The sequence below is a fragment of the Stenotrophomonas sp. B2 genome, from assembly GCF_014947095.1.
In the GTDB taxonomy this organism is placed as follows: Bacteria; Pseudomonadota; Gammaproteobacteria; order Xanthomonadales; family Xanthomonadaceae; genus Stenotrophomonas; species Stenotrophomonas maltophilia_P.
This window is the reverse complement of record NZ_JADCQA010000010.1, coordinates 99,288-122,867: the sequence shown is the minus strand read 5'-3', so window position 1 is coordinate 122,867 and position 23,580 is coordinate 99,288. Positions and strand designations below refer to the sequence as shown.

General features: G+C 67.5%; 19 protein-coding genes. 14 read left to right on the top strand and 5 right to left on the bottom strand.

What is annotated here, in order from left to right:
* Positions 1 to 10 precede the first annotated feature (10 nt).
* Positions 11 to 1,330: a dicarboxylate/amino acid:cation symporter gene (locus IMX13_RS13375; protein WP_053518469.1), complete on the top strand. Its 1,320-nt coding sequence runs from the start codon at positions 11 to 13 to the stop codon at positions 1,328 to 1,330.
* A 202-nt stretch (positions 1,331 to 1,532) separates the two neighbouring features.
* Positions 1,533 to 3,530 (top strand): transketolase, encoded by a 1,998-nt coding sequence (gene tkt / locus IMX13_RS13370; protein ID WP_193396522.1) that lies wholly within the window; start codon positions 1,533 to 1,535, stop codon positions 3,528 to 3,530.
* A gap of 118 nt (positions 3,531 to 3,648) precedes the next feature.
* On the opposite strand, the gene IMX13_RS13365 is transcribed toward tkt, so the two are convergent.
* Together IMX13_RS13365 and IMX13_RS13360 are read right to left on the bottom strand one after the other, a co-directional pair.
* A complete protein-coding gene (locus tag IMX13_RS13365) occupies positions 3,649 to 5,601 on the bottom strand; it encodes an acetyl-CoA hydrolase/transferase C-terminal domain-containing protein (protein ID WP_193396521.1) in 1,953 nt (650 codons plus the stop codon).
* Between the two features lie 32 nt (positions 5,602 to 5,633).
* The gene (locus IMX13_RS13360) at positions 5,634 to 6,191 is read right to left on the bottom strand and encodes a flavin reductase family protein (RefSeq protein WP_193396520.1); all 558 of its coding nucleotides are present in this window, start codon (positions 6,189 to 6,191) and stop codon (positions 5,634 to 5,636) included.
* Positions 6,192 to 6,312: 121 nt separating this feature from the next.
* Here IMX13_RS13360 and IMX13_RS13355 point away from each other — a divergent pair, with 121 nt between their 5' ends.
* Genes IMX13_RS13355 through IMX13_RS13345 form a run of 3 tightly spaced genes read left to right on the top strand, consistent with a single transcriptional unit; the run spans position 6,313 to position 8,481 of the window.
* Positions 6,313 to 6,678, top strand: coding sequence for a BlaI/MecI/CopY family transcriptional regulator (locus IMX13_RS13355; RefSeq protein ID WP_065181668.1), 366 nt, complete (start codon positions 6,313 to 6,315; stop codon positions 6,676 to 6,678).
* The gene (locus IMX13_RS13350; RefSeq protein ID WP_193396519.1) at positions 6,671 to 7,924 is read left to right on the top strand and encodes a TonB family protein; all 1,254 of its coding nucleotides are present in this window, start codon (positions 6,671 to 6,673) and stop codon (positions 7,922 to 7,924) included. Before IMX13_RS13355 ends, IMX13_RS13350 begins: the two co-directional genes overlap by 8 nt.
* Positions 7,921 to 8,481, top strand: coding sequence for a hypothetical protein (locus IMX13_RS13345; RefSeq protein WP_193396518.1), 561 nt, complete (start codon positions 7,921 to 7,923; stop codon positions 8,479 to 8,481). The genes IMX13_RS13350 and IMX13_RS13345 overlap by 4 nt, the downstream gene beginning before the upstream one ends.
* Positions 8,482 to 8,536: 55 nt before the next feature.
* Here the strand turns inward: IMX13_RS13345 and IMX13_RS13340 are convergent, their stop codons facing one another.
* Positions 8,537 to 9,337, bottom strand: a complete 801-nt coding sequence (locus IMX13_RS13340; RefSeq protein ID WP_193396517.1) for an MBL fold metallo-hydrolase — start codon at positions 9,335 to 9,337, stop codon at positions 8,537 to 8,539.
* A gap of 11 nt (positions 9,338 to 9,348) precedes the next feature.
* On the bottom strand, positions 9,349 to 10,167 hold the full coding sequence (locus tag IMX13_RS13335) for a S1/P1 nuclease (protein ID WP_065175752.1): 819 nt from the start codon (positions 10,165 to 10,167) through the stop codon (positions 9,349 to 9,351).
* Positions 10,168 to 10,281: 114 nt separating this feature from the next.
* Here IMX13_RS13335 and IMX13_RS13330 point away from each other — a divergent pair, with 114 nt between their 5' ends.
* On the top strand, positions 10,282 to 11,406 hold the full coding sequence (locus IMX13_RS13330; RefSeq protein ID WP_193396516.1) for a GGDEF domain-containing protein: 1,125 nt from the start codon (positions 10,282 to 10,284) through the stop codon (positions 11,404 to 11,406).
* A gap of 97 nt (positions 11,407 to 11,503) precedes the next feature.
* On the opposite strand, the gene IMX13_RS13325 is transcribed toward IMX13_RS13330, so the two are convergent.
* Entirely contained in the window at positions 11,504 to 12,133 is a 630-nt protein-coding gene (locus tag IMX13_RS13325) for an OmpW family outer membrane protein (protein WP_053518487.1), read from the bottom strand.
* Between the two features lie 192 nt (positions 12,134 to 12,325).
* Between IMX13_RS13325 and gap the strand changes: the two genes are divergently transcribed.
* From gap to IMX13_RS13285, 8 genes are all read left to right on the top strand, one after another.
* Positions 12,326 to 13,330 carry a type I glyceraldehyde-3-phosphate dehydrogenase gene (gene gap / locus IMX13_RS13320; protein WP_053518489.1) on the top strand — a complete coding sequence of 335 codons (1,005 nt, stop codon included), beginning with the start codon at positions 12,326 to 12,328 and terminating at the stop codon, positions 13,328 to 13,330.
* A 127-nt stretch (positions 13,331 to 13,457) separates the two neighbouring features.
* Positions 13,458 to 16,115, top strand: coding sequence for a DUF2339 domain-containing protein (locus IMX13_RS13315; protein ID WP_193396515.1), 2,658 nt, complete (start codon positions 13,458 to 13,460; stop codon positions 16,113 to 16,115).
* The gene (locus IMX13_RS13310) at positions 16,112 to 17,485 is read left to right on the top strand and encodes a DUF3999 domain-containing protein (RefSeq protein WP_193396514.1); all 1,374 of its coding nucleotides are present in this window, start codon (positions 16,112 to 16,114) and stop codon (positions 17,483 to 17,485) included. Before IMX13_RS13315 ends, IMX13_RS13310 begins: the two co-directional genes overlap by 4 nt.
* 123 nt (positions 17,486 to 17,608) lie before the next feature.
* Positions 17,609 to 18,784 carry a phosphoglycerate kinase gene (locus IMX13_RS13305; RefSeq protein WP_053518495.1) on the top strand — a complete coding sequence of 392 codons (1,176 nt, stop codon included), beginning with the start codon at positions 17,609 to 17,611 and terminating at the stop codon, positions 18,782 to 18,784.
* The gene (locus IMX13_RS13300) at positions 18,781 to 19,467 is read left to right on the top strand and encodes an HAD hydrolase-like protein (RefSeq protein WP_053518497.1); all 687 of its coding nucleotides are present in this window, start codon (positions 18,781 to 18,783) and stop codon (positions 19,465 to 19,467) included. The genes IMX13_RS13305 and IMX13_RS13300 overlap by 4 nt, the downstream gene beginning before the upstream one ends.
* Before the next feature lie 143 nt (positions 19,468 to 19,610).
* Complete coding sequence (pyk, locus tag IMX13_RS13295) at positions 19,611 to 21,077, top strand: pyruvate kinase (RefSeq protein WP_065175757.1); 1,467 nt, start codon at positions 19,611 to 19,613, stop codon at positions 21,075 to 21,077.
* A 166-nt stretch (positions 21,078 to 21,243) separates the two neighbouring features.
* On the top strand, positions 21,244 to 22,248 hold the full coding sequence (locus IMX13_RS13290) for a class I fructose-bisphosphate aldolase (RefSeq protein ID WP_053518502.1): 1,005 nt from the start codon (positions 21,244 to 21,246) through the stop codon (positions 22,246 to 22,248).
* A gap of 130 nt (positions 22,249 to 22,378) precedes the next feature.
* A complete protein-coding gene (locus IMX13_RS13285) occupies positions 22,379 to 23,518 on the top strand; it encodes an ABC transporter substrate-binding protein (protein ID WP_193396513.1) in 1,140 nt (379 codons plus the stop codon).
* The last annotated feature ends 62 nt before the right edge of the window (positions 23,519 to 23,580 follow it).

The window sequence follows — 23,580 nt, the reverse complement described above, 5'->3', positions numbered from 1 at the left end:
AAACCTGCGTATGACAGCAGCTGCCGCCGGCAAGAAGACGTTGCCCCTGCACTGGAAGATGGGCATCGGCTTCGCGATCGGCCTGATCCTGGGACTGACCGTGCACGCCCTGGGTGGCAGCGTCGATGGTCTGCAGACCGGTGCCAAGTGGGTCATGGACTACATCACCACGCCTGCATCGGGGCTGTTCCTCAACCTGATCTTCATGCTGATCGTGCCGTTGATCTTCTCGGCGCTGATCATGGGCGTGTCGGAGATGGGCGACATCCGCGCCCTCGGCCGCATCGGCTGGAAGACGCTGGCCTATACCGTGCTGCTGTCCGGCATCGCCGTGGCCATCGGCCTGGTGCTGGTCAACCTGCTCAAGCCCGGCGTCGGCGTCGATCCGCAGACCGCCGCGCTGATGCTCTCGGAGAACGCCGAACGCAGCAAGGAGATCGTCGCCGGCATCCATGGCACGCCGAAGGGCATGGACATGCTGCTGTCGATCGTGCCGAGCAACGTGCTGCAGGCGGCCTCCGACAACGGCGCGATCCTCTCGCTGATGTTCTTCGCGCTGATGTTCGGCATCGGCATGGTGCTGACCGATGACGAGAAGGTCGCCCCGCTGCGCCGCGCCATCGAAGGCGTGTTCGAAATCTCGATGACCCTGATCAACCTGGTCATCCGCCTGGCACCGTATGCGGTGGCCTGCTTCATGTTCAACCTGGCCGCGCTGTTCGGTTTCGAGCTGATCATCCGCCTGGGCGCCTACGTGGGCGTGGTGGTGCTGGCACTGGGCCTGCACATGGTGGTGACCTACGGCGCCGCCGTGTGGCTGTCGGGCCGTTCGCCGCTGTCGTTCTTCCGCGATACCCAGGAAGCGACGGTGATGGCCTTCTCCACCGCCTCCAGCAACGCCACCCTGCCGACCGCGCTGCGCGTGGCCGACCAGATGGGCCTGCCGCAGCGCGTGTCCCGCTTCGTGCTGACCGTGGGCGCCACCGCCAACCAGAACGGCACGGCGCTGTTCGAGGGCGTGACGGTGATCTTCCTGGCCCAGTTCTTCGGCGTGGACCTGAGCATCGGCCAGCAGATCATGGTGATGGCGGTGTGCATCCTGGGGGGCATCGGTACCGCGGGCGTGCCGTCGGGTTCGCTGCCGGTGGTGGCGATGATCTGCGCCATGGTGGGGGTCAACCCGCTGGGGATCGGCCTGATCCTGGGCGTGAACCATTTCCTGGACATGTGCCGCACGGCGCTGAACGTGACCGGCGATCTGGCGCTGACCACCCTGGTGGCCAAGGGCGAGGGCCACGACGGCCCGGCGCTGGTTCCCGACCGCGACTGAGTCCTGGCGACCTGATCGGGGTCGGATTCCTTTCCGCACGGAAAGGGCGCCGACCCCTTTTCACATGCGGAATCCGGCGGAGATCACGACGTTGCCGGCCAGCGCCCGCACGACCTGGCAAGTGGAACTGACCCCCACCCGGTGACTATGGGACAATAGGCCGCCCGCACGTCCGCGGCCGCCTCCCGATTCCGACAGAACCATGACGCAGCCTACCCGTCGCCAGTTGGCCAACGCCATCCGCTTCCTTGCCGCCGATGCGGTTGAAACCGCAAAGTCCGGCCACCCCGGCATGCCCATGGGCATGGCCGACATCGCCGAAGTGCTCTGGAACGACTACCTTCGCCACAACCCGAGCAATCCGCACTGGTTCAACCGCGACCGTTTCGTGCTGTCCAACGGCCACGGCTCGATGCTGCAGTACGCGCTGCTGCACCTGAGCGGTTACGACCTGCCGATCGAGCAGCTCAAGCTGTTCCGCCAGCTTGGCAGCCACACCGCCGGTCACCCGGAGCGCCATGAAACCCCCGGCGTGGAAACCACCACCGGCCCGCTGGGCCAGGGTTTCGCCAATGCCGTGGGCTTCGCCCTGGCCGAGAAGCTGCTGGCGCAGCGCTTCAACCGTCCGGAACTGGAAGTCGTCGACCATCGCACCTGGGTGTTCATGGGCGATGGCTGCCTGATGGAAGGCGTCTCGCATGAAGCCGCTTCGCTGGCCGGCACCTGGGGCCTGCACAAGCTGGTCTGCTTCTGGGACAACAACCACATCTCCATCGATGGCAACGTCGAAGGCTGGTTCACCGACAACACGCCGGAGCGTTTCGAGGCCTATGGCTGGAACGTGGTCCGCGATGTCGATGGTCACGACCCGGAGAGCATCAAGGCCGGCATCGAGGCCGCGCTGTCGCAGAGCGACAAGCCGACCCTGATCTGCTGCCGCACCACGATCGGCTTTGGTTCGCCGAACAAGGCCGGCAAGGAATCCAGCCACGGTGCTCCGCTGGGCAAGGACGAGCTGGAAGCCACCCGCAAGCAGCTGGGCTGGGAGTACGGCCCGTTTGAAATCCCGCAGGCCATCTACGATGGCTGGCGCGCCAACGGTGCCGGCACCCTGCGCCAGGCCGAATGGGAACAGCTGTTCGACAAGTATGCGGGCCAGTATCCGGCCGAAGCCGCTGAACTGACCCGTCGTTCGCACGGCGAACTGCCGGCCGACTTCGTTGCCCAGGCCGACGCGTACATCGCCAAGGTCGCAGCTGAAGGCCCGACGATCGCCTCGCGCAAGGCCTCGCAGCTGGCCATCGAGGCCTTCGCGCCGCTGCTGCCGGAAATCGTCGGCGGCTCGGCCGACCTGGCGCACTCCAACCTGACCCTGTGGAAGGGCAGCACCTCGGTCGCCAGCGACGACGCCAACGCCAACTACGTGTACTACGGCGTGCGCGAGTTCGGCATGACCGCGATCGCCAACGGCCTGGCGCTGCATGGCGGCTTCATTCCGTTCGATGCCACCTTCCTGGTGTTCAGCGATTACGCCCGCAACGGCGTTCGCATGAGCGCGCTGATCCCGGCCCATGCCATCCACGTCTACACCCACGATTCGATCGGCCTGGGCGAAGACGGTCCGACCCACCAGCCGGTGGAGCATCTGGCCTCGCTGCGCTACATCCCGAACAACGACGTGTGGCGCCCGTGCGATGCCGTCGAGTCGGCGGTGAGCTGGAAGGCGGCGATCACCCGCCAGGACGGCCCGAGCTGCCTGGTGTTCAGCCGTCAGAACCTGCCGCACCAGCCACGGAGCGCCGAGCAGATCGCGCAGATCGAGCGTGGCGGCTACGTGCTGGCCGACGCCGCCGGTACCCCGGACGTGATCCTGATCGCCACCGGTTCGGAAGTCTCGCTGGCCACGGAAGCGAAAGCCGAGCTGGACGCGGCCGGCCTCAAGACCCGCGTGGTCTCGATGCCGTCCACCGATGTGTTCCTGCGCCAGGATGCGGCATATCGTGAATCGGTGCTGCCGAACGCCGTGCGCAAGCGCGTGGCGGTGGAAGCCGGCGTCACTGGTTTCTGGCGCCAGTTCGTCGGCCTGGACGGTGCGGTGATCGGTATCGACACCTTCGGTGCCTCGGCCCCGGCCGACCAGCTGTACAAGCACTTCGGCATCACCGCCGCGCACGTGGTGGACGCCGCCAAGGCGCTGTAAGCAGCATCGCGATGTGATGCAGGGAAGGCCGGCGCAAGCCGGCCTTCCCTTGTGGGCGGGCGCGGGCCCCGGCCGGGGGTAGGGGCGGCTGGCGGGGCTGGCCCCGGCGCTACCGGCTTCAGGCCGTGCGTGCCAGCGCCAGCCGCAGCAGGCGCGCGTCCAGCCGCTCGTGGAAGTCCTTCGGTGACTGCAGGCCCATGCGCTGCAGGTACACCGCATCGCCATCGCCGGCCGGTTGCCGCAGCGCTGCCCAGACGGTACGCAGCTTGTCGCCGCGGGTCTGCGTGTTGGCCTTCAACCAGCCCAGCGCCTTCACCAGCACCTGCTCGATCTCATTGAAGTCGCTGCCCAGCGGGTAGTCGGGCAGAGTGCCGTCGGAACGGAAGGGTGCCAGCGCTGCGGCCAGGGCCTGCGGTGTATTGCGCTGCAGCCGCTGCGGATCGGGCTGCGTCGTGGCCAGCAGCTTGCGCGCGGCCTGTGCCTGCTGCAGCAGGCCCTGCTGGAACGGCGCCTCGGTGATCGCCGCCATCGCCTGCACGCAGTCCTCGTCGGTCAACCCGCGCAGGTCGGCGATGCCGTACTCGTCCAGGTAGATATCACGCAGATGGCGGGGAATGGTGGTGTGGCCATAATTCCAGCGCACGTTCGATTCGCGATGGCCCTTGTCATCGCGCGCGGCGCGGAACATCAGCACGCTGCGTGCTTCCGGCAGGGCATGGGCCATCGCCACGAAGTTGTACTGGCCGCCGACGCCGGAGACCACGCGGCCATCGTCCAGGGCATCGGAGACCGCCGCGCCCAGCGCAGTGGCCATCATGCAGGAATTGAAGAAGCGTGCATGGCGGCGCTGCAGGCGCTCCAGCGTCTCGTTGCCGCCGTAAAGCTGGTTGATCTCACTGATGCGGCGCATGCCGATGGCGCGACGTTCATCCGCCGGCAGCTCGCGCAGCCACTGGTAGAACTCCGGCGAGCCCAGGTAGAACGCGCCATGCAGGTATTCGCCTTCGGCGGCCAGCGTGGCATGGTCGATGGACAGCGTGCTGCCGTTCTCGATGCGCTGCATCAGCGCGAGGTCGTCATGCACCTTGCGCTTGATCACGCCGGTCTGGACCAGCCGCCGGAAGCCCTCGTTGAGCATCTCGCTGCAGCCGTACAGGCCGATCTCGAACGGCTCCAGGCCGCCGATTTCCTGTACCAGCGGATGCCGCGCAAGCTGCGGATCCAGCGCGTGCAGCACGCGCCGGTAGCGTGCGTTGTCGGTATGCCGCAGCACCAGTGCATGGCTGAGTGCATCGGCCAGCGTGCCGATGCCGATCTGCAGCGTGCCGCCATCGCGCACCAGGGTGCTGGCATACAGGCCGATCGCATAGTCGGCGTCGGCGACCGGCTGCCGCGGCAGGCCGAACAGCGCCGGATACGGCGGCGGCGGGGTGATGACCAGATCGAAGAAGGACACATCGACCGTGGCGGTGCCGCCCAGATAAGGCAGCTGCGGATCGATCTCGGCCACCATCAGCGGACGCGGCAGGCCGCGTGCGGCGATTGCATCGAGTGTGTCCTGGGTGATGTCGTTGTTGCAGGACAACGAGAGGCGGCGATCGTCCGGGCGCATCGCCACCTTCTGCACGATTACCTGCGGCGCGCGCTGGGCCACCGCATCTGCGGCATGGGTGTAGTTGAGGCTGGTGTAGCTGGACTGCGCCTGCCGGGAACCGAGCAGGGCGCCGGACTGCATGTAGAACTCCTCCACCTGCACATGGGCGGGCAGTGCGTCACGGGCGATCGCGTCGGCGTAGGCCAGGCGGGGGAAATCCTCGCCGAAATGGCGCTGCGCGAAGGGGCCCAGGAAGCGGGCCTCCAAGCCGCTGCCCCGCACCTTCGGCGGATTCAACGACAGCGCAGTGTAGAGCTGGAGGGGGTGCGAGGGATCGTTCTCGACCCGTGCATACAGTGCATTGAGCAACCGGTGTGGCTTGCCCAGCGCCAGCGGTGCTCCGATCCGCAGCGGCCCTTTCACGCGCGCGAACAGCCAATCGACGGCGGCGTCCAGGTCGGTGAGGTGTTCGGTCATCCGGGGCAGTCCTGCGTAAGGGGGTTCCGGCATTACAGCATGTCGGGCTTGAACCGCCGTCGACGCGAGACTTCCGCACCGGCCACCATGAAGCGGCCGTCGCCGCGGTAGTGCACGGTGCGCGGTAGTTTCGGCCGTTGCGCGACGTGGGCACGCACGATCTCCCAGATGAAAAGGTTGCTGGTCTCGATCTGGCTGTCGTCGTACAGGCGGCACTCGAAGCACGAATGGCACTGGCCGACCAGCGGCGCGCCGACCTCGCGGGCGGGCAGGGCATCCAGGCCGAAGTGCGCGAACTTGTCGACCTCCCGCCCGCTGCAGTTGCCGATGTCCACTACGGTATCGAGCAGCTCCACGCCCGGCACATTGATCACGCATTCGCCGCTGCCCCGCGCCAGCGCGAAGCTGTGGTTCTCGTTCCACAGATAGGTCGCCACCAGTGATGGCGAGAAGCCCATCACCATGTGCCAGCCCATCGTCATCAGGTTGCGCTGGCCACGCCACGCGGTGCTGACCAGCACGATCGGGCCGGGTTCGAGGAAGCGGCGGGCCTGTTCGACGGGGAAATCCTTCTTGGGCAGCGGTTTCATGCGCACTCCGGGGCCGGGACGGCCGATGCTGGGCCAGGGCGCATGAAGTGCAGGTCGATGGAAGGCTTGACAGCGGCTTTGATTACGTGCGTAATCGAATTGTCGATTACGGGCGTAAACAATGAATCCGATCAGTGAAGCCGAGGCGGTCGTGATGGAAGTGCTGTGGCAGCAGGCGCCCCGCGGTGCCGATGAGGTGGTTGCCGCACTGGCCCACCGGGACTGGGCCGAACCGACCATCAAGACGCTGCTCAACCGCCTGCTGACCAAGGGCGCGATCGCTGCCGAACGCGAAGGCCGCCGCTATCTGTATCGGCCGCTGCTGCAGCGCGAGGCCTGGGTCGCGGCTCAGAGCCAGGACTTTCTGGGCAGGGTGTTCGAAGGACGGGTGGCGCCATTGGTTGCCCATTTCAGTGAACGCGGCCAGCTCAGCGCGCAGGACATCGCCGAACTGAAGAAACTGATCCAGGAGCTGGACCATGAGTGAGGTGCTCGACAGCGTGTGGCGGGCCAGCGTGTGGCTGGCGCTGGCGGTGATCCTGCTGGCGGCGATGCGGCCGCTGCTGCTGCGGCTGGGAGGGCCCTCGCTGGCCTATCGCAGCTGGTGGTTGTTGCCCCTGCTGCTGGCAGGCCTGTTGCTGCCGTTGCCTGCGCTGCCCCTGCTGCAGCATGTGCCGACCCTGCCCCTGAACGTGATGCCTGTCGCGCCGGAGGGCGAGCCCACCCAGGTCATGCGCTGGCCGCAATGGTTGCTGCTGGCCTGGATGCTTGGCGTGGCGATCAGTCTGCTGCGCAGCCTGCGTGCGCAGCAGCGCTTCGAACGTGTCCTGGGCCGTCTGCAGGCGCGTGCCGACGGCAGCTGGCAGGCCAGTGCCGATCCCGGTCTGCCGGCCCTGGTCGGCCTGTGGCAGCCGCGCATCGTGGTCGGCCCCGATTTCGACCAGCAGTTCGATGCACGCGAGCAGGGGTTGATCCTGGCACATGAACGCAGCCATCGCCGCAATGGCGATCACTGGGCGAACGGCGCGTTGCTGCTGGCACGCGCGGCATTCTGGTTCCATCCGCTGATGCCGTGGGCAACACGCAGGTTCCTGCGCGACCAGGAACTGGCCTGCGATGCCCGCACCATTGCCACGCAGCCTGCGCTGCGCGGACTTTACGCCAGCACGCTGCTGAAGGCGCAGCTGGTTCACCCGGTTGCGCCGGCAGTGTGTCACTGGCGCAGCCAACCCGTGTTGAAGGAGCGAATCGCCATGTTGAAGCAGTCCAAGCGGAAGGCATTGCCGTGGGTGTCCGGGCAGGTGCTGGTGGTCGGGGTGTGCGCGGGCCTGGCCACGGTGGCGTGGGCAAGCCAGCTCGGGATGGCCGGCGTGTCGTCGATCGGCGTCGAGCCAGCCGAGTACGCGCCGGCCGATGCCGCTGCGGCCGGCCTGCAGCGTTCTGCGCAGGTCGAGAGGATGGCACCGCCGAAGTATCCGGAGTCTGCGTTCCAGCAGGGCCTGACCGGCGTCGTCACCTTGAAGGTCGAGATCGACGCAGAGGGCAGGCCGACCGACGTACAGGTGCTCAGTGCCACCAATCCCGGTGTGTTCGATGCGGTGTCGATCACGGCCGCCAAGGGCTGGACCTTCAGGCCGGCCCTGAAGGATGGGCGTCCGGTGGCTTCCGCCGTGCGCATTCCGCTGACGTTCTCCATGAGTGAGGACGAGAGGGAAGCGGAGCGCGCGCGGTGAGGCAGGCCGCGCTTCTGTTGGCCACGCTGCTGGCCGGCTGTGCCACCCAGGAGCGACTGGGCACCGTTGACACCCGCAGCGAGAGTGTCGGCCATCAGCGGTTGCAGCCCACAGCGGCGGGCGGCAGCGGCCAGGTGCAGGCCTATGCGCTGGCGGCGGGCGAAGGCTATCGGATGCCGCAGCTGTATGCGGCGCCTGATCCGAAGGTGGGCGACCGCGATCCGCGTACCGAACTGGCGCCCACCACCATCTGCCTGCAGGTAGTGGTCGATGCCGAAGGCGTGGTCGAGCGCAGCCTGCCGCTGACCGACCGCCCCGAGTGCGCCGCCGGCGCTGCAGCGGAGAACGCGCCGCTGCTGCAGGCGGCGCAGGAGGCGGTGGCGATGTGGAAGTACAGCGCTGCCGCGGTCTGCCACTACCCGGTCGGCAAGGTCCCAGCCGACCGCGGCGACTGCGGGAGCGCCGAGCGCATCGAGCCGGTGCCGGTCAGCCTGCTGTACGCCTTCACCTTCGAGATCGTGAAGGGCCGGCAGACCGTCCGCACGCAGGGAAAATGATCACGCGTGATGCCGGGTAGCGCCGGGCCATGCCCGGCCAGTACAGCGGCGTCGATCAGGCGCCGCCCTGGATGTTGGCCTTCACCGCCGGTTGCATCAGCGCCGGCTCGGCCAGCGTGGCGTCGCGGGCCTGGCGCACGCTGACGAAGTCGGCTTCGGCCACGCCGTCATGCACGTGGATGTTGCGCGCGCGCTGCTCGCCGATGGTGGTCTCGTTGGCGATGTCGCGGCCGCCCGGGCCATAGTCGTGGCAGACGAACACGCGGGTGGACTCGGGCAGCGCCAGCAGGCGCTGGATCGAGCGGTACAGCTGCGCCGCATCGCCGCCGGGGAAATCGCAGCGGGCGGTACCGCCGTCGGGCATGAACAGCGAATCGCCCGTAAACAGTGCGTCGCCGATCAGGTAGGCGATGCTGTCGCTGGTGTGGCCGGGCACGGCGATGACCTGGCCGCGCACTTCGCCCAGCGTGAAGGTCTCGCCGTCGGCGAACAGGTGGTCGAAGATGTCGTCCGCGGCAGGAAGCTGCAGGCCGAACCGCGGCGCAAAGGTCGCCTGCACGTCGCGGATGCCTTCACCGATGGCCAGCGTGGCGTGAGGGAAACGCTGCTTGAGCCGCCGCCCGGCCGACACATGGTCGGCGTGGGCGTGGGTCTCCAGCAGCCACCTCAGCCGCAGCCCCTGCTGCTCGATCGCGTGCAGTGCCGGCTGGACCGGCGACTCGCTGCTGGCATCGGTGTCCGGGTCGTAGTCCAGGACCGGATCGATCAGCGCAGCCTCGCCGCTGGCCGGGTCGCTGACCAGGTAGCTGAAGGTATTGCTGTCACGATGGAAGAACGACTGGACCTGGACCGGCATCGGCAACCTCCTCAGCGTGCGGCGAGCACGCGGTTCAGCAGCTGCGCCAGATTCTCGCCGGCCAGCCGCAGCTGCGCTTCCGCCACCGGGCGGTAGCGCGCGGTGTATTCATCGCCGATCTTACGCGAGGCTGGATAAACGCCGGCTTGCATCGAAATGCGGCAGCTGGCTTCAGCCCACGCCTGCGGATCGCGCTGCGGATTGGACTGGCGCGCCAGTTTCGGCGCCGGCAGCGACCGCAGCACCGGCAGATAGCCGTTGTCGTCCAGCTTGCGGGTGTTGAGCATGCCGCTGTCCCACAGCGAATGGAGGTTGGTGCCGCGGTTGCCGTACTGCAGCTGGAAGTCGTTGCCGCCCTTGTCGTGACCGTAGCCGGCATGCATTGGCTGGTGGATGTCGCCGACCAGATGCACCACGAACTTCAGGGCCTGCAGCCTCTCGCCGTCGGTCAGGCTGCGATCGCCGAGGATCGCGCTCTGCGCCTTCAGCGCTTCGACGATGCAGTTGCCGTTGGTGCAGTGCCTGGGCGCTTCGTAGTGGCAGCCGTCTTCGGCGATGTTGACGTAATGCCATCCGGCGGAACGGCGGCCGAGGCCCGGGTCCTTGGCACGCAGCTGGTCGGCCCAGGGCGCCACGCTGGCGAGGGTGGCACCGGGTTCGGTGGCCAGCAGGCGGTCGACTTCGGCGCGTGCAGCGGGCGAGAGGCGGGAATCCGCTACCTCAGCGACAAGGCGATGACCTTGCGCGCCCCAGGCATGGGCAGGGGCGGAGGCGGACAGCAGAGCCGGCGCGATCGCGGCGGCGAGGAACAGGGAATGCAGGGCTTTCATGCCGGCATTCTAGCGGGGCGGCGGCCGGACGCGTTTGATCCAGCATGGCCGCTCGCCACGCGCCCTTGATGCGCGGACCGTTACGGTGGCGCGGCCACGGGCGGGGACATCGCGATGAGCATCACGGACCGGCGCATCACGGCAATACATGCGGACGACGGCTTTGCCCGCGCGTTCGATGAACAGGTGGTCTGGCGGATGCGCTGGGCCTGTGCCGTTGCCGGCATCTTTTCAATCGGCTTTGCCGTGCTGGACCATTTCTGGCTTCCGCCGGATGTGCATGCACAGGTGCTGCGCTGGCGGCTCGGGCTGCTGCTGCCGGTACTGCTGGTGGCGGTAGCACTCACCTTCGTCCCAGCGTTCCGCCGCCATCTGCAATGGCTGGGGGGCGGTGCTGTGCTGATCAGCGGGCTGACGCTGGTGACGATGATCTGGACGGCGCATCGCGCCGGCGTGGATTATCCCTATGAAGGCGTCAGCCTGTTCCTGCTGCTGAACTACTTCCTGTGTGGCCTGCGCTTCGGCGTCGCCACGCTGACCGGAACCCTGATCGCATCGGCGTTCGTGCTGGCGGAGCTGCAGGTCGGCCGGCACTGGGCGCAGATGCTGCAGAGCGTGACATTCGTGCTGGCCAGCAACCTGGCTGGCATCTTCGGTAGTTACATCCTGGAAAGGCAGGCGCGTGCAACCTGGCGCGCCGAGCAGCGGCTGGATGCACTGGCCAACCACGACGGATTGACCGGATTGCTCAACCGGCGCGCATTCGATCGTCGTGCCAACCAGATCTTCCAGCGTTATCTCCGCCGGCCGCACGCGCGTGGCGCCTTGCGCATCGCGATGATCGACATCGACTACTTCAAGCGCTACAACGACCATCATGGTCACCCGGCGGGCGATGCGGTCCTGCATGCGGTGGCGGTGACGCTGGCCGCGCAGCTTCGCGGCGCTGACTCGGTGGTGGCGCGGTACGGCGGTGAGGAGTTCGTGGCGCTGGGGCAGTGGTCGCCAGGCGAGCCGGAAACCGCGCCGTTCGAGCGGATGCGTCAGCAGGTCCAGGCGCTGGCGATCGCCCATGCCGATTCGGACGCCGCGCCGGTGGTGAGCGTCAGTATTGGTGTGGCGCGGTGGCACGACGATGGCGCCGATTCGCTGGAGCAGGCACTGGCGCGTGCGGATGCCGCGCTGTATCGGGCCAAGGCGTCCGGGCGCAACCGGGTCGAGGTGGCCACGGATGGGTAAGCCGAAAAAAGCCCCGGCGATCACCGGGGCAACATGCTGCGGAGGGTTCAGCGGTTGGCCGGAGGGCGGGGCAGGCCCGCCACGCCGGAGGCAGCGCTCAGAACTTGAAGACGTAGGAGGCGCCGTAGACCAGCGGATCGATGTTGACCGTACCGATCTTCTGGCCGTCCAGCTTCACCTTGCTGTCGATGTCGATCCAGCGCATGTCCACGCGCAGCGCGCCCTTCTCGCCGATCGCGAAGTCCACGCCGGCGTGCGCGGCCAGACCCCAGGAGTCCTGCAGCTTCAGCCGGCTGTCCTTGAGCGCGCCCGTGGTGTCTTCGCTGAAGAAGGTCGTGTAGTTCACGCCCGCACCGATGAACGGCGACACCTTGCCCTTGCTGTTGAAGTGGTACTGCACGGTCACCACCGGCGGCAGCTGCTTGGTGCTGCCGACACGGCCGAGGCCGTTGATGTTGATGTCGTGCTTGAACGGCAGTGCCGCCAGCACTTCGATGCCCAGGTTGTCAGCGATGAAGTACTCACCGGTGATGGTCGGCTTGACGTCGTTGTCGACGTCGACCTTCAGCGTGCCACCGGCCAGCCAACCGTTGTTCGACTTCGGCGCCACCTGGTGCACGCCGGCCGAAAGGGTCCAGTCGCCCTTGGACTGGGCCATCGCCGGGGCGGCGGCGAGGGACAGGGCGGCGGCCAGGCTGGCCACGATCAGGGGAGAGGTCTTGCGCATGGGGGTGTTCTCGTTGCGGGGTGGATGGGGCCAGTCTCGGCCTCACGCCGCGCTAACGCTTTGATCCGGATCAAATCCGGCCAGCCCGCCGGCCACCGGCCCGGTCTGGCCGGCGGTGGCCAGGCCGGGCCTGCTAGACTTGTGGGCCCTATCCACCCCGCCGCACCCGTCGCGGCTGCAGGAGCTTGAGAAATGGCAATCAAGGTTGGTATCAACGGTTTCGGTCGCATCGGGCGTAACGTCCTGCGCTCGGCGGTGCTGAACTTCGGCGACGACATCGAAATCGTGGCCATCAACGATCTGCTGGAGCCGGATTACCTGGCCTACATGCTCAAGTACGACTCCGTGCACGGTCGCTTCAAGGCTGACGTGTCGGTGCAGGGCAACGACCTGCTGGTCAACGGCAAGAAGATCCGCCTGACCCAGGAACGCGATCCGGCCAACCTGAAGTGGGACGAAGTGGGCGTGGACGTGGTCATCGAGTCCACCGGTCTGTTCCTGACCAAGGAAACCGCGCAGAAGCACATCGATGCCGGCGCCAAGAAGGTCATCCTGTCCGCCCCGTCCAAGGACGATACGCCGATGTTCGTGTTCGGCGTGAACGACAAGACCTACGCCGGCCAGGCGATCATCTCCAACGCCTCGTGCACCACCAACTGCCTGGCCCCGCTGGCCAAGGTCATCAATGACAAGTGGGGCATCAAGCGTGGCCTGATGACCACCGTGCACGCCGCCACGGCTACCCAGAAGACCGTTGACGGCCCGTCCAACAAGGACTGGCGCGGCGGCCGCGGCATCCTGGAGAACATCATTCCGTCCTCCACCGGTGCGGCCAAGGCGGTCGGCGTGGTCATTCCGGAACTGAACAAGAAGCTCACCGGCATGAGCTTCCGCGTGCCGACCTCGGACGTGTCGGTGGTCGACCTGACCGTCGAGCTGGAAAAGGAAGCCACCTACGCCGAGATCTGCGCCGAAGTGAAGGCACAGAGCGAAGGCGCGCTGAAGGGCATCCTCGGCTACACCGAAGACAAGGTCGTGGCTACCGACTTCCGCGGTGAGACCCACACGTCGGTGTTCGATGCCGAAGCCGGCATTGCCCTGGACGGTACCTTCGTCAAGCTCGTGTCGTGGTACGACAACGAGTGGGGCTACTCCAACAAGTGCCTGGAAATGGCCAGGGTCGTCGCCGCCAAGTAAGGCCGGCGAAGATCGCGCACGAACCCCGGCCTGGCCGGGGTTCGTCGTTTGAGGGACCGGCCCTGTCGTAGCATGGGGCGGTCCGACCGCCGCCGCAGGGGCGCGGGATCGCATGGGAAGGCACGCAATGGAAGCACTGATAGCCCTGGTCGTATTGATACTGCTGGCGATTCCGCTGCTGCTGGTGGTCGCGCTGGTGATGATCGCCGGCCTGCGGCGCCGGGTCGCTGCGCTTGAGAGCGCACTGGCCGATGTGTCGCAATCGCCGCGCGCTGCCGCGCCACCGCCCGGGCCCGCCCCCGTTCCGGCAACGGACGCGCCAGCCATGGAGCGACCGCGGGCTGCGGCAGCACCTTCTCCCGTGGCGGCCCATGCGCCGGAATCCTCCGTGCCGGCGCCGCCGCGGCAGGCAGCGCCGCCACCACCACCGCTGCCGGCCACGCCGCCCCCGCCTGCGCCGCCGGTCGAGCCGGCCGGGCCGGGCTTCTTCGAGCGTGGCATCGGCGCCGTCAAACGCTGGTTCACCGAGGGCAACGTGCCGGTCAAGATCGGCATGCTGGTGCTGCTGGCCGGTGTTGCCGCGCTGCTGAAGTACGTCAGTGACCAGGGCTGGCTGGTGCTCCCGGTCGAACTCCGGCTGGCGGCCGTCACCGCTGGTGCGCTGGGCCTGCTGGCCTTCGGCTGGCATCAGCGCGAACGCCGGCGCCTGTTCGCGCTGGCCCTGCAGGGCGGCGCCATCGGTGTGCTGCTGCTGACCATCTTCGCGGCATTCAAGCGTTTTGAACTGCTTGCGCCGGGATTTGCGTTCGCCAGTTCGATCGCGCTGGTCGCCGGCCTGTGCGTGCTGGCAGTGCTGCAGAACTCGCGCACCCTGGCGGTGCTGGGCATCCTGGCGGGCTTCATGGCCCCGCTGTGGCTGTCGACCGGCAGTGGCAACCATGTCGGCCTCTTCAGCTACTACGCAGTGCTCAACGCCGGCATCTTCGCCATCGCCTGGTTCCGTCCGTGGCGCGCGCTGAACCTGCTGGGCTTCGCGTTCACCTTCGGTATCGGCACGTTCTGGGGCGTGCTTCAGTACAGGGCCGAGAAGTTCTCCAGCACCGAACCGTTCCTGCTGCTGTTCTTCGCCTTCTATCTGCTGATTCCCCTGCTGTACGCGCGCAGGCAGCCTGCCGGTCGCCGCGATCTGGTCGATGGCAGCCTGGTGTTCGGCACGCCGTTGATCGCCTTCTCGCTGCAGGCGGCGATGCTGCACGAACAGCCGATGACACTGGCACTGTGCGCGCTGGGCCTGGCGGTGATCTACGCGGTGCTGGCGCGTGCCTTGATCGCCCGGGCCTCGTATACGGTGCTGGCGCAGTCGCACGCGGTGCTGGCGGTGGGTTTCGCCACGCTGGCCGTGCCGCTGGCCTTGTCCGCCCGTGCCACCGGTGCGGTGTTCGCGCTGGAAGGTGCCGGGCTGGCCTGGCTCGGTCTGCGCCAGAGGCGCTGGCTGCCACAGGTGTCCGCTGCGCTGCTGCAGATGGCGGCGGCATTCGCCTTCGTGGCAGGTGGCAACCACTGGCACGAGGACGCGCGCCTGCTGCTCAATCCCACCGCGATCGGTGCGCTGCTGCTGGCCGTGGCGGGGTTGGCGTCGGCCTGGAGCTACCAGCGCCGGGCACGTCATGAGATCGCCCTGGTCTACTACCTGTGGGGCCTGCTGTGGTGGCTCGGCGGCTGGGTGCACGAGATCGGTCGTTTCCTCGCGCATGCCTCGCAGGCCGATGCACTGCTGGTGCTGGCGGCGGCGACCGCCTCGCTGGCAGCCGAGGTGCAGCGCCGGCAACCGGCACGTGCGCTGGGGATGACCGCACTGGCGATGCTGGCGATGGCGTTCCCATTGGCATTGGCGCAAAGCCATGCACACCAGCAACCGTTCGCGGGCCACGGCGCCCTGGCATGGGCGCTGTTCGCCGTGCTGGGGGTGCGCACGTTGCTGTGCCTGCGCCAGGGCGGCGACACGGTGGCGCGCATCGCCCAGTTCCTGTGGTGGCTGCTGTGGCCATCGCTGCTTTCGCTGCTGGCCCTGTGGGGAGGCGGCGAGGCTGGCCTGGCACAGGGCTGGACGTTGTTGCTGGTGACGCTGCCCTGGTTGCTGCTGGCCGCCCTGTCACTGTGGCGCTGGGGTTGGCTGCGCTGGCCGCTGGGCCCGGCATTCGATGCCGCACGCGTGCCGCTGCAGTGCGTGCTGTTCGCGCTGCTGGCGACCGGATGGCTGCTGGGCCAGCTGCTGCCGGGCACTGCGGCACCGCTGCCGTGGCTGCCGGTGCTGAACCCGGCCGAGATGGGGCAGTGGCTGAGCCTGTTGCTGCTGGCGCGCTGGCTGTACAGCGATGTGGCACCGCCCGCGCTGCGCAGGCTGCGCCTGCCGGTGCTGGCACTGGCGGGCTTCATCGCCCTGACCAGCCTGGTCCTGCATGGCGTGCACCACTGGGGGGGGCTGGCCTGGAGTACGTCGATGGCGCGCTACAGCTTGGCCCAGACCAGCCTGACCGTGCTGTGGAGCGTGCTCGGCGTGATCGCCTGGGTATGGGGCTCGCGTCGTGGCCAACGTGTGTTGTGGATGGTCGGTGCGGTGCTGATGGGCGTGGTCCTGGCCAAGCTGGTCCTCATCGATCGCCAGCACCTGGGCAACCTGCTCGGGATCGCATCGTTCATCGCCTATGGCCTGCTGTGTACGGTCGTCGGCTATCTGGCACCGGCGCCACCGGGCGCGGTGCCATCCGTGGAGGAAAACCAATGAGAATGTGGAGCAGGATGGTGGTGCCGGCGATGCTGGGCCTGTTCGCCACCATGGCCGTACACGCGTCCGACTACCGCACGCAGTACGCCGAGCAGTGGCCGCTGACGCTGTCCAGTGCGCAGTCCGGCGCCTATCGGGTGGTGCTGGAACCGGCGATCTACCGCCGTGCAGGCGCAGCAGACCTGGGTGACCTGCAGGTGTTCAACGCGGCCGGACAGGCCCTGCCGTCGGCATTGCTGGCACCCGACGCGCCGCTGGCACAGCCGCCGGTGCAGCGCGAGCTGCCCTGGTTCGCACTGCCGCCGCTGGCCGATTCACAACGCAACGACCTGCAGTTGCTGACCGAGCGCGATACCGACGGCCGCGTGCGCCGGGTCGAAGCGCGTGTCGGTGCTGGCACGGTGAACGGACAGGGCGGCTGGCTGATCGATGCCAGCGTGCTCGGCCAGCAACCGCTGGCGGCGCTGGTGCTGGATTGGGCCGACAGTGGCCAGCCGCTGCAGGCGCAGGTGCAGCTTGATGCCAGCGATGACCTGCAGCATTGGCGCTCCATCGGTCGGGACATTCCGCTGGTGGACCTGCAGCGCGCCGGCAAACGATTGCTGCAGCGACGCCTGCAGGTTGACGGCAATGCGCGCTATCTGCGCGTGCTGCCGCAGGGCGACGCGCGACTGCCTGCCCTGCATGGCGTGCTCGCCGAGCTTCCGCCGGCGCCGGCGACGTTGCCGTGGGAATGGCTGTCACTGACGCCGACAGCGCAGGGCAAGGGCGAATACACCTTCGAACTGGACGGCCGTTTCCCGATCGCGCGCGCCGATGTCGCCAGTACCGACAACAGCCTGGTGCAGTGGACGCTGTTCAGCCGCGACGATGAAGGCGCGCAGTGGCAACGACGCAGTGCACCGTGGATCGCCTATCAGCTGCAGCAGGGAACGCAGGGCCCGCGTCAGCAGTCGGCGGCGCAGGTGCTGGGCGATGTGCACCGCGACCGCTACTGGAAGCTGGTGGCAAGCCCGGCGGAGATCGCCGGCGCCCCCACCCTGCGCCTGGGCTACCAGCCGGAAGTGATGGTGTTCCTGAGCCAGGGCGCTGCGCCCTATGCACTGGCGGTGGGCAGCGCGACGGCGCGCCGCGCGGAGGCGCCGATCGGGGTGCTGATCGAGGAACTTCGCCAGCGCAACGATCCGGCCTGGCAGCCGACGCTGGCACGCCTGGAGGGCCGTCCCGAGCCGCTGGCCGGAGACGCAGCGCTGGAACCGCAGCGGGACTGGAAGGCCTGGCTGCTGTGGGCGCTGCTGGGCGTGGGGGTCCTGGTCGTGGGCGGTCTGGCGGTCAGCCTGCTCAGGCAGAAGCCTTCGCCTTCGGCGTAGATCCCGACGAATCCCGGCCGCGCATGGAGCGGCGCTGCGGCCGGCGCCATCCGTTCTGCCGCAGCCGATACAATGACGGTCTGCCGAACGCCGGCACCCCGTCCCTGAGCCCAAGAGTTGCCCATGTCCATCGTCCGCATGACCGACCTCGACCTCTCCGGCAAGCGCGTGCTGATCCGCCAGGATCTGAACGTGCCGATCGAGAATGGCCGCATCACTTCCGAACAGCGCATCACCGCTTCGCTGCCGACGCTCAAGCGCGCACTGGAGCAGGGCGCGGCGGTGATGGTCACCTCGCACCTGGGCCGGCCGAAGGAAGGCGTGTGGAGCGAAGCCGATTCGCTGGCACCGGTTGCGGCACGCCTGTCCGAACTGCTGGGTCGCGAGGTGCCGCTGGTGCGCGACTGGATCGACGGCGTCGAGGTGCAGCCGGGCCAGCTGGTGCTGCTGGAAAACTGCCGGATGAACGTCGGCGAGGGCAAGGATGACGAAGCCCTGTCGAAGAAGTACGCCGCGCTGTGCGATGTGTTCGTGATGGATGCCTTCGGTACCGCGCACCGCGCGCAGGCGTCCACCCATGGCGTGATCCGTTTCGCCCCGGTCGCCGCGGGTGGCCCGCTGCTGATGGCCGAGCTGGATGCCCTGGCGCAGGCGCTGGACGCACCGGCCAAGCCGCTGCTGGCCATCGTGGCCGGCAGCAAGGTCAGCACCAAGCTGGAACTGCTGGCCAACCTGGTGGGCAAGGTCGACCAGCTGATCGTGGGGGGCGGCATCGCCAACACCTTCATCGCGGCTGCCGGCTACAAGGTCGGCAAGTCGCTGTACGAGCCGGACCTGCTGGACACCGCCCGGAAGATCGTTGCCGACGCCAAGGCGCGCGGGGCCGAGATTCCGCTTCCGGTGGACGTGGTCACGGCCAAGCAGTTCCTGCCCGACGCCATTGCCGAAGTGAAGGCCGTGGATGCGGTCGCCGAAGATGATCTGATCCTGGACATCGGTCCGCAGACCGCTGCCCAGTACGCGCAGCTGATTGCGAATGCCGGCACCGTGGTCTGGAACGGCCCTGTCGGCGTGTTCGAGTTTGAAGCCTTCAGCAAGGGAACCGAAGCGCTGGCGCGTGCCATCGCCACGTCCCCGGCATTCTCCATCGCCGGCGGTGGCGACACCCTGGCAGCGGTCGACAAGTTCGACATCGCCAAGGACGTGAGCTACATCTCCACCGGTGGCGGCGCGTTCCTGGAATTCCTGGAAGGCAAGACCCTGCCGGCCGTGGCCGCGCTCGCCGCGCGCGGCGCATGAACCCGGACGGCACCCAGGCCGGTTCTGCCCACCCGGCACCGGAAGAACGCGCGACGCTCTTCTTCGACCTGGACGGTACGTTGATCGATTCGCAGGTGGGCATCACCACCTGCATCGCTTATGCGCTGCAGAAGATGGAGCATCCGGTGCCGGCGCGGGAAACCCTGCTGGGCTGGATCGGGCCTTCGCTGCGCACCACGTTCGCGCCGCTGTTCATCGAACCGGCGCGGGTGGAGCAGGCCGTCGGGTACTACCGCGAGCGCTTCGATGCCGAGGGCTGGCGCGAGCACACGGTGTACCCCCAGGTGGAGGACGCCCTGCGCACCTTGCATGCGCGTGGCCACCGCCTGGCGGTGGTCACCGCCAAGAACGAGCCGCACGCGCGCCGGATCCTGGCCCATCTGCCCTTCGGCGGATTGTTCGAGGACATCATCGGCTCGACCCTGGATGGTTCGCGCAGCCACAAGCCCGAGCTGGTCGGCGAAGCGCTGCGCCGGCTGCAGGTGTCGCCCACGCAGTGCTGGATGATCGGCGACCGTCGCATGGATATCGAGGGCGCGCGTCACCACGGCCTGCGAAGCATCGGCGTGCTGTGGGGGTTTGGTGGCGAAGCGGAACTCACTGAAGCCGGTGCGGGCCAGCTGGCACGCGAACCGGTCCAGCTGACGACACTGTTGGCCTGATACCGGGCACCCTGCGCCGGCGTATGTCCGGGCGATGTCCGTTACATGTCCCGCAGAGTCAGGCAGCACAAGGTTGTAACCGCATACATGGGGCGTGAAGGATGTGCTAATTTCCGTGCTTTAACGGGAGAGGCCCATTCACCATGTTCGAGCGTCAGCGTCGCACCAAGATCCTAGCCACCCTCGGTCCGGCCACCGATCCGCCGGGCGTGCTGGAGGATCTGTTCCGCGCCGGCGTCAACGTGGTGCGCCTGAACTTCAGCCACGGTGACCCGTCCGGCCAGGCCAAGCGTGCCGCCGACGTGCGCGCCGCCGCACAGCGGGTGGGCGTGGAAGTGGGCATCCTGGCCGACCTGCCGGGCCCGAAGATCCGCATCGAGCGCTTTGCCGAAGGCAAGATCCATCTCAAGGCGGGCGACCGTTTCGATCTGGTCGCCTCGCCCAACGCACCGGCCGGCGATGCCACGCAGGTGGGTGTGAGCTACCTCGGCCTGCCGCAGGACGTCGGCCCCGGTGATGTCCTGCTCCTCGATGACGGCCTGATGCAGCTGCAGGTCGTCGAGGTGCAGGGTGAGCGGATCATCAGCACCGTGCTCAACGACGGGGTGCTGTCTGATCGCAAGGGCCTGAACAAGCAGGGCGGTGGCCTGTCGCTGGGCGCGTTGACCGAGCGCGACAAGGAGCTGATCGGGATCGTCGCCAAGATCGGTGTCGACTTCATCGCCGTTTCCTTCTGCCGCAATGCGCAGGACATGAACGATGCCCGCGCGATCGCCGAATCGCACGGCTGCTACGCCGCGCTGGTGTCCAAGATCGAGCGCACCGAAGCGATCGAGAACCTGGAGGAGATCGTCGAGGCCAGTGACGTGGTGATGGTGGCGCGCGGCGACCTCGGCGTGGAAATCGGCGATGCCGAACTGCCGGGCCTGCAGAAGAAGATCATCAAGGCTTCGCTGGCGCAGAACAAGGTGGTGATCACTGCCACCCAGATGCTGCAGTCGATGGTGGAAAGCCCGATCCCGACCCGCGCGGAAGTGCTGGACGTGGCCAACTCGGTGATCGACGGCACCGATGCGGTGATGCTGTCGGCCGAAACCGCTGCCGGTGCGTATCCGGTCAAGGCCGTGGAGGCGATGGCGCGCATCTGCCTGGGCGCCGAGCGCCAGTTCCAGACCGAGACCGACTTCAATGCGTCGCCGCGCAACCTGGAGCGCGCCGACCAGGCCATCGCGATGGCGACCATGTTCCTGTCCCAGCACGTGGGCGTGCGGGCCATCGTGGCCATGACCGAGTCCGGCGGTACCGCGCGCTACCTGTCGCGCTTCCGCGCCAAGGCACCGGTGTTCGCGGTGACCCGCCATGACGGCGCACGTCGGCAGATGGCGCTGATGCGCGATGTGTTTCCGATCAATTTCGACAGCCGTGGCCTGACCCCGCGCGAAGCCGCACGTGGCAGCATCCGCCTGCTGGTCGAATCGGATCTGCTGCAGGCCGGCGATCGGGTGGTGTTCACCAGCGGTGAGCACATGGAAACCCACGGTGCGACCAACACCCTGCGCCTGCTCGAGGTGGGCGAAGACGGTCGCGCCAGCGGTCTGGGCGATCTGTAACCGCTGCGGAACCGGGTCGGAGCCCCACCGGGGCTCCGACCGGAACGCAGCAGGACAGCGCCTGTCCTGAACGGACATTGGAATCGTTTCCAGTCTGGCCTCCACGTCGAGGCCACGGGCTGCGGGGCTATACTTACGTTTTTCCCGCACCCGCCACAGGAAGTACATGAGCATCGAACAGCTGGCTGAAACCGCCCAGGCCATGGTTGCCCCGGGCAAGGGCATCATCGCGATCGACGAATCCACCGGTACCATCGCCAAGCGCTTCGCCGGCGTGGGCATCGAGAACACCGAGGAGAACCGTCGCGCCTATCGCGAACTGCTGCTGACCACGCCGAAGCTCAACGAGCACATTTCCGGCGCCATCCTGTACGACGAAACCATCCGCCAGTCGACCAAGGACGGCGTGCCGTTCGCCAAGTACATGGCCGACCACGGCATGATTCCGGGCATCAAGGTGGACAAGGGTGCGCATCCGCTGGCCGGCTGCCCGGGCGAGCTGGTGACCGAAGGCCTGGACGGCCTGCGCGAGCGCCTGCAGGAGTATTACAAGCTGGGTGCGCGCTTTGCCAAGTGGCGCGCGGTCATCAACATCGGCGAGAGCATTCCGTCGGGCACCTGCATCGAATCCAACGCCCATGCGCTGGCCCGCTACGCCGCGCTGTGCCAGGAATGCGGCCTGGTGCCGATGGTCGAGCCGGAAGTGATCATGGACGGCGACCACGACATCGAGACCTGCTACGAAGTCACCGAAGCCACCCTGCGTTCGCTGTTCGACGCCCTGTACCAGCAGAACGTGCTGCTGGAAGGCACCATCCTGAAGGCTTCGATGGTCATCTCGGGCAAGGACTGCGAAGAGCAGGCCGACGTCGAGGAAGTGGCCGAGTCCACCGTGATGTGCCTGAAGAGCACCGTGCCGGCGATCCTGCCGGGCGTGGTGTTCCTGTCCGGCGGCCAGAGCGATGAACAGTCCACCGCCCACCTCAATGCGATGAACCAGCTGGGCAACCTGCCGTGGCCGCTGAGCTTCTCCTACGGCCGTGCCATGCAGCAGGCGGCACTGAAGCTGTGGGCCAAGGACATGAAGGGCAACTACGCCGCCGCGCAGAAGACCGTGTTCGAGCGCGCCAAGGAAAACGGCCTGGCTGCACTGGGCAAGTGGAACGGTTGATCGGTTCCATCGCAGGATGAACAGGGCAACGCCGGCCTCACGCCGGCGTTTGCTTTTGCGGGTATCTTTTCCGCCTCCCGCGGGCCCGGCCGGCCCGGGGGACACACATGGAAGGCCAAGGAGAAAAAACATGCGTTTGGCAGCAATCACGCTGGCCGTTGCTACGGTCCTCGCCGCAGGCGGTTGCAACCGCTCCGGCAGCAATGCGGATGTGGGCAAGGCCCCGTCGCTCGAGTTCGACAAGCCCGTTTCCGGCGAGATCACCTCGCGCAGCGGCATCAATTTCAATGACGGCAGCCACCACCAGCTGTACCAGATCACGCTGGAGGACAAGCAGCTGGTGGGCATGAAGCTGACCGGTGCCCTCAGTGGCTCGATTGCCGTGTTCAACAATGGCAGCCTGGTCGCCAGCAGCCGCACCGGCTATGAGCGCAGCGGGGATGTATCGCTGGCGTTCCGCGCCAACGGCGCCGGCACCTACCAGGTGGCGGTCAACGCCGACAGCCCGACCGCCTACGGCCCGTATCGCCTGCGGGTGGAGAAGCTGGTGCCCTACGACGGCAAGCCCATCGCAGGCAGTGGCGAAGTCGTCGACATGCTGGTCTCCGGATCGCAGGACTACACCCTGCAGGTGGACAAGGCCGGCCTCTATGAAGTCAACCTGTCGTCCGATGCGTTCGATACCGTGCTGAAGCTGAAGGGCGGCGAGATCGACGCGGAGAACGACGATGGCGGTGACAGCACCAATTCGCGCCTCTCGCTGCCGTTGCAGTCCGGCAAGTACACGCTGGGCGTGCGCGGGCTGGACGACGATGCGTCCGGCACCTTCAAGCTGACCGTTGCCCGCACCGAGCTGCCGGGCAACATCGTCGAGCGCGACGGTACCCAACTGCCGCAGTCGGGCAGCGTGTTCACCATGCTCGACAGCGAAGGTCGCCGTCGCTTCCTGCTGACACTGGAGCGTCCGGGCGACGTTCGCCTGGATGCGATCTCCGGTCAGGTGGACACCGTGCTGCGTGTGGTCGGCGGTGACGTCGAGCTGGTCGACGACGACGGCGGCAACGGCACCAACGCGCGTCTGCAGGAATCGTTGCCGGCCGGTCATTACACCGTCGATGTTTCCAGCCTCAGCGACGAGCAGGGCCTGGTCGAGGTGCGCGTGCAGATCGATGGCGCCAGCGCTGCCGGCGCCGCGGCGTCGGCGGCCCGCGCAGCGGCGGATGCGGCGGCCGTGCCGGATGACGCCGCAGTCGACGCGGCCAGCCGCTGACGCGTCCAGGGGCACTGCCGCAATGAAAAGGCCGGGCATTGCCCGGCCTTTTCTTCAGTGCC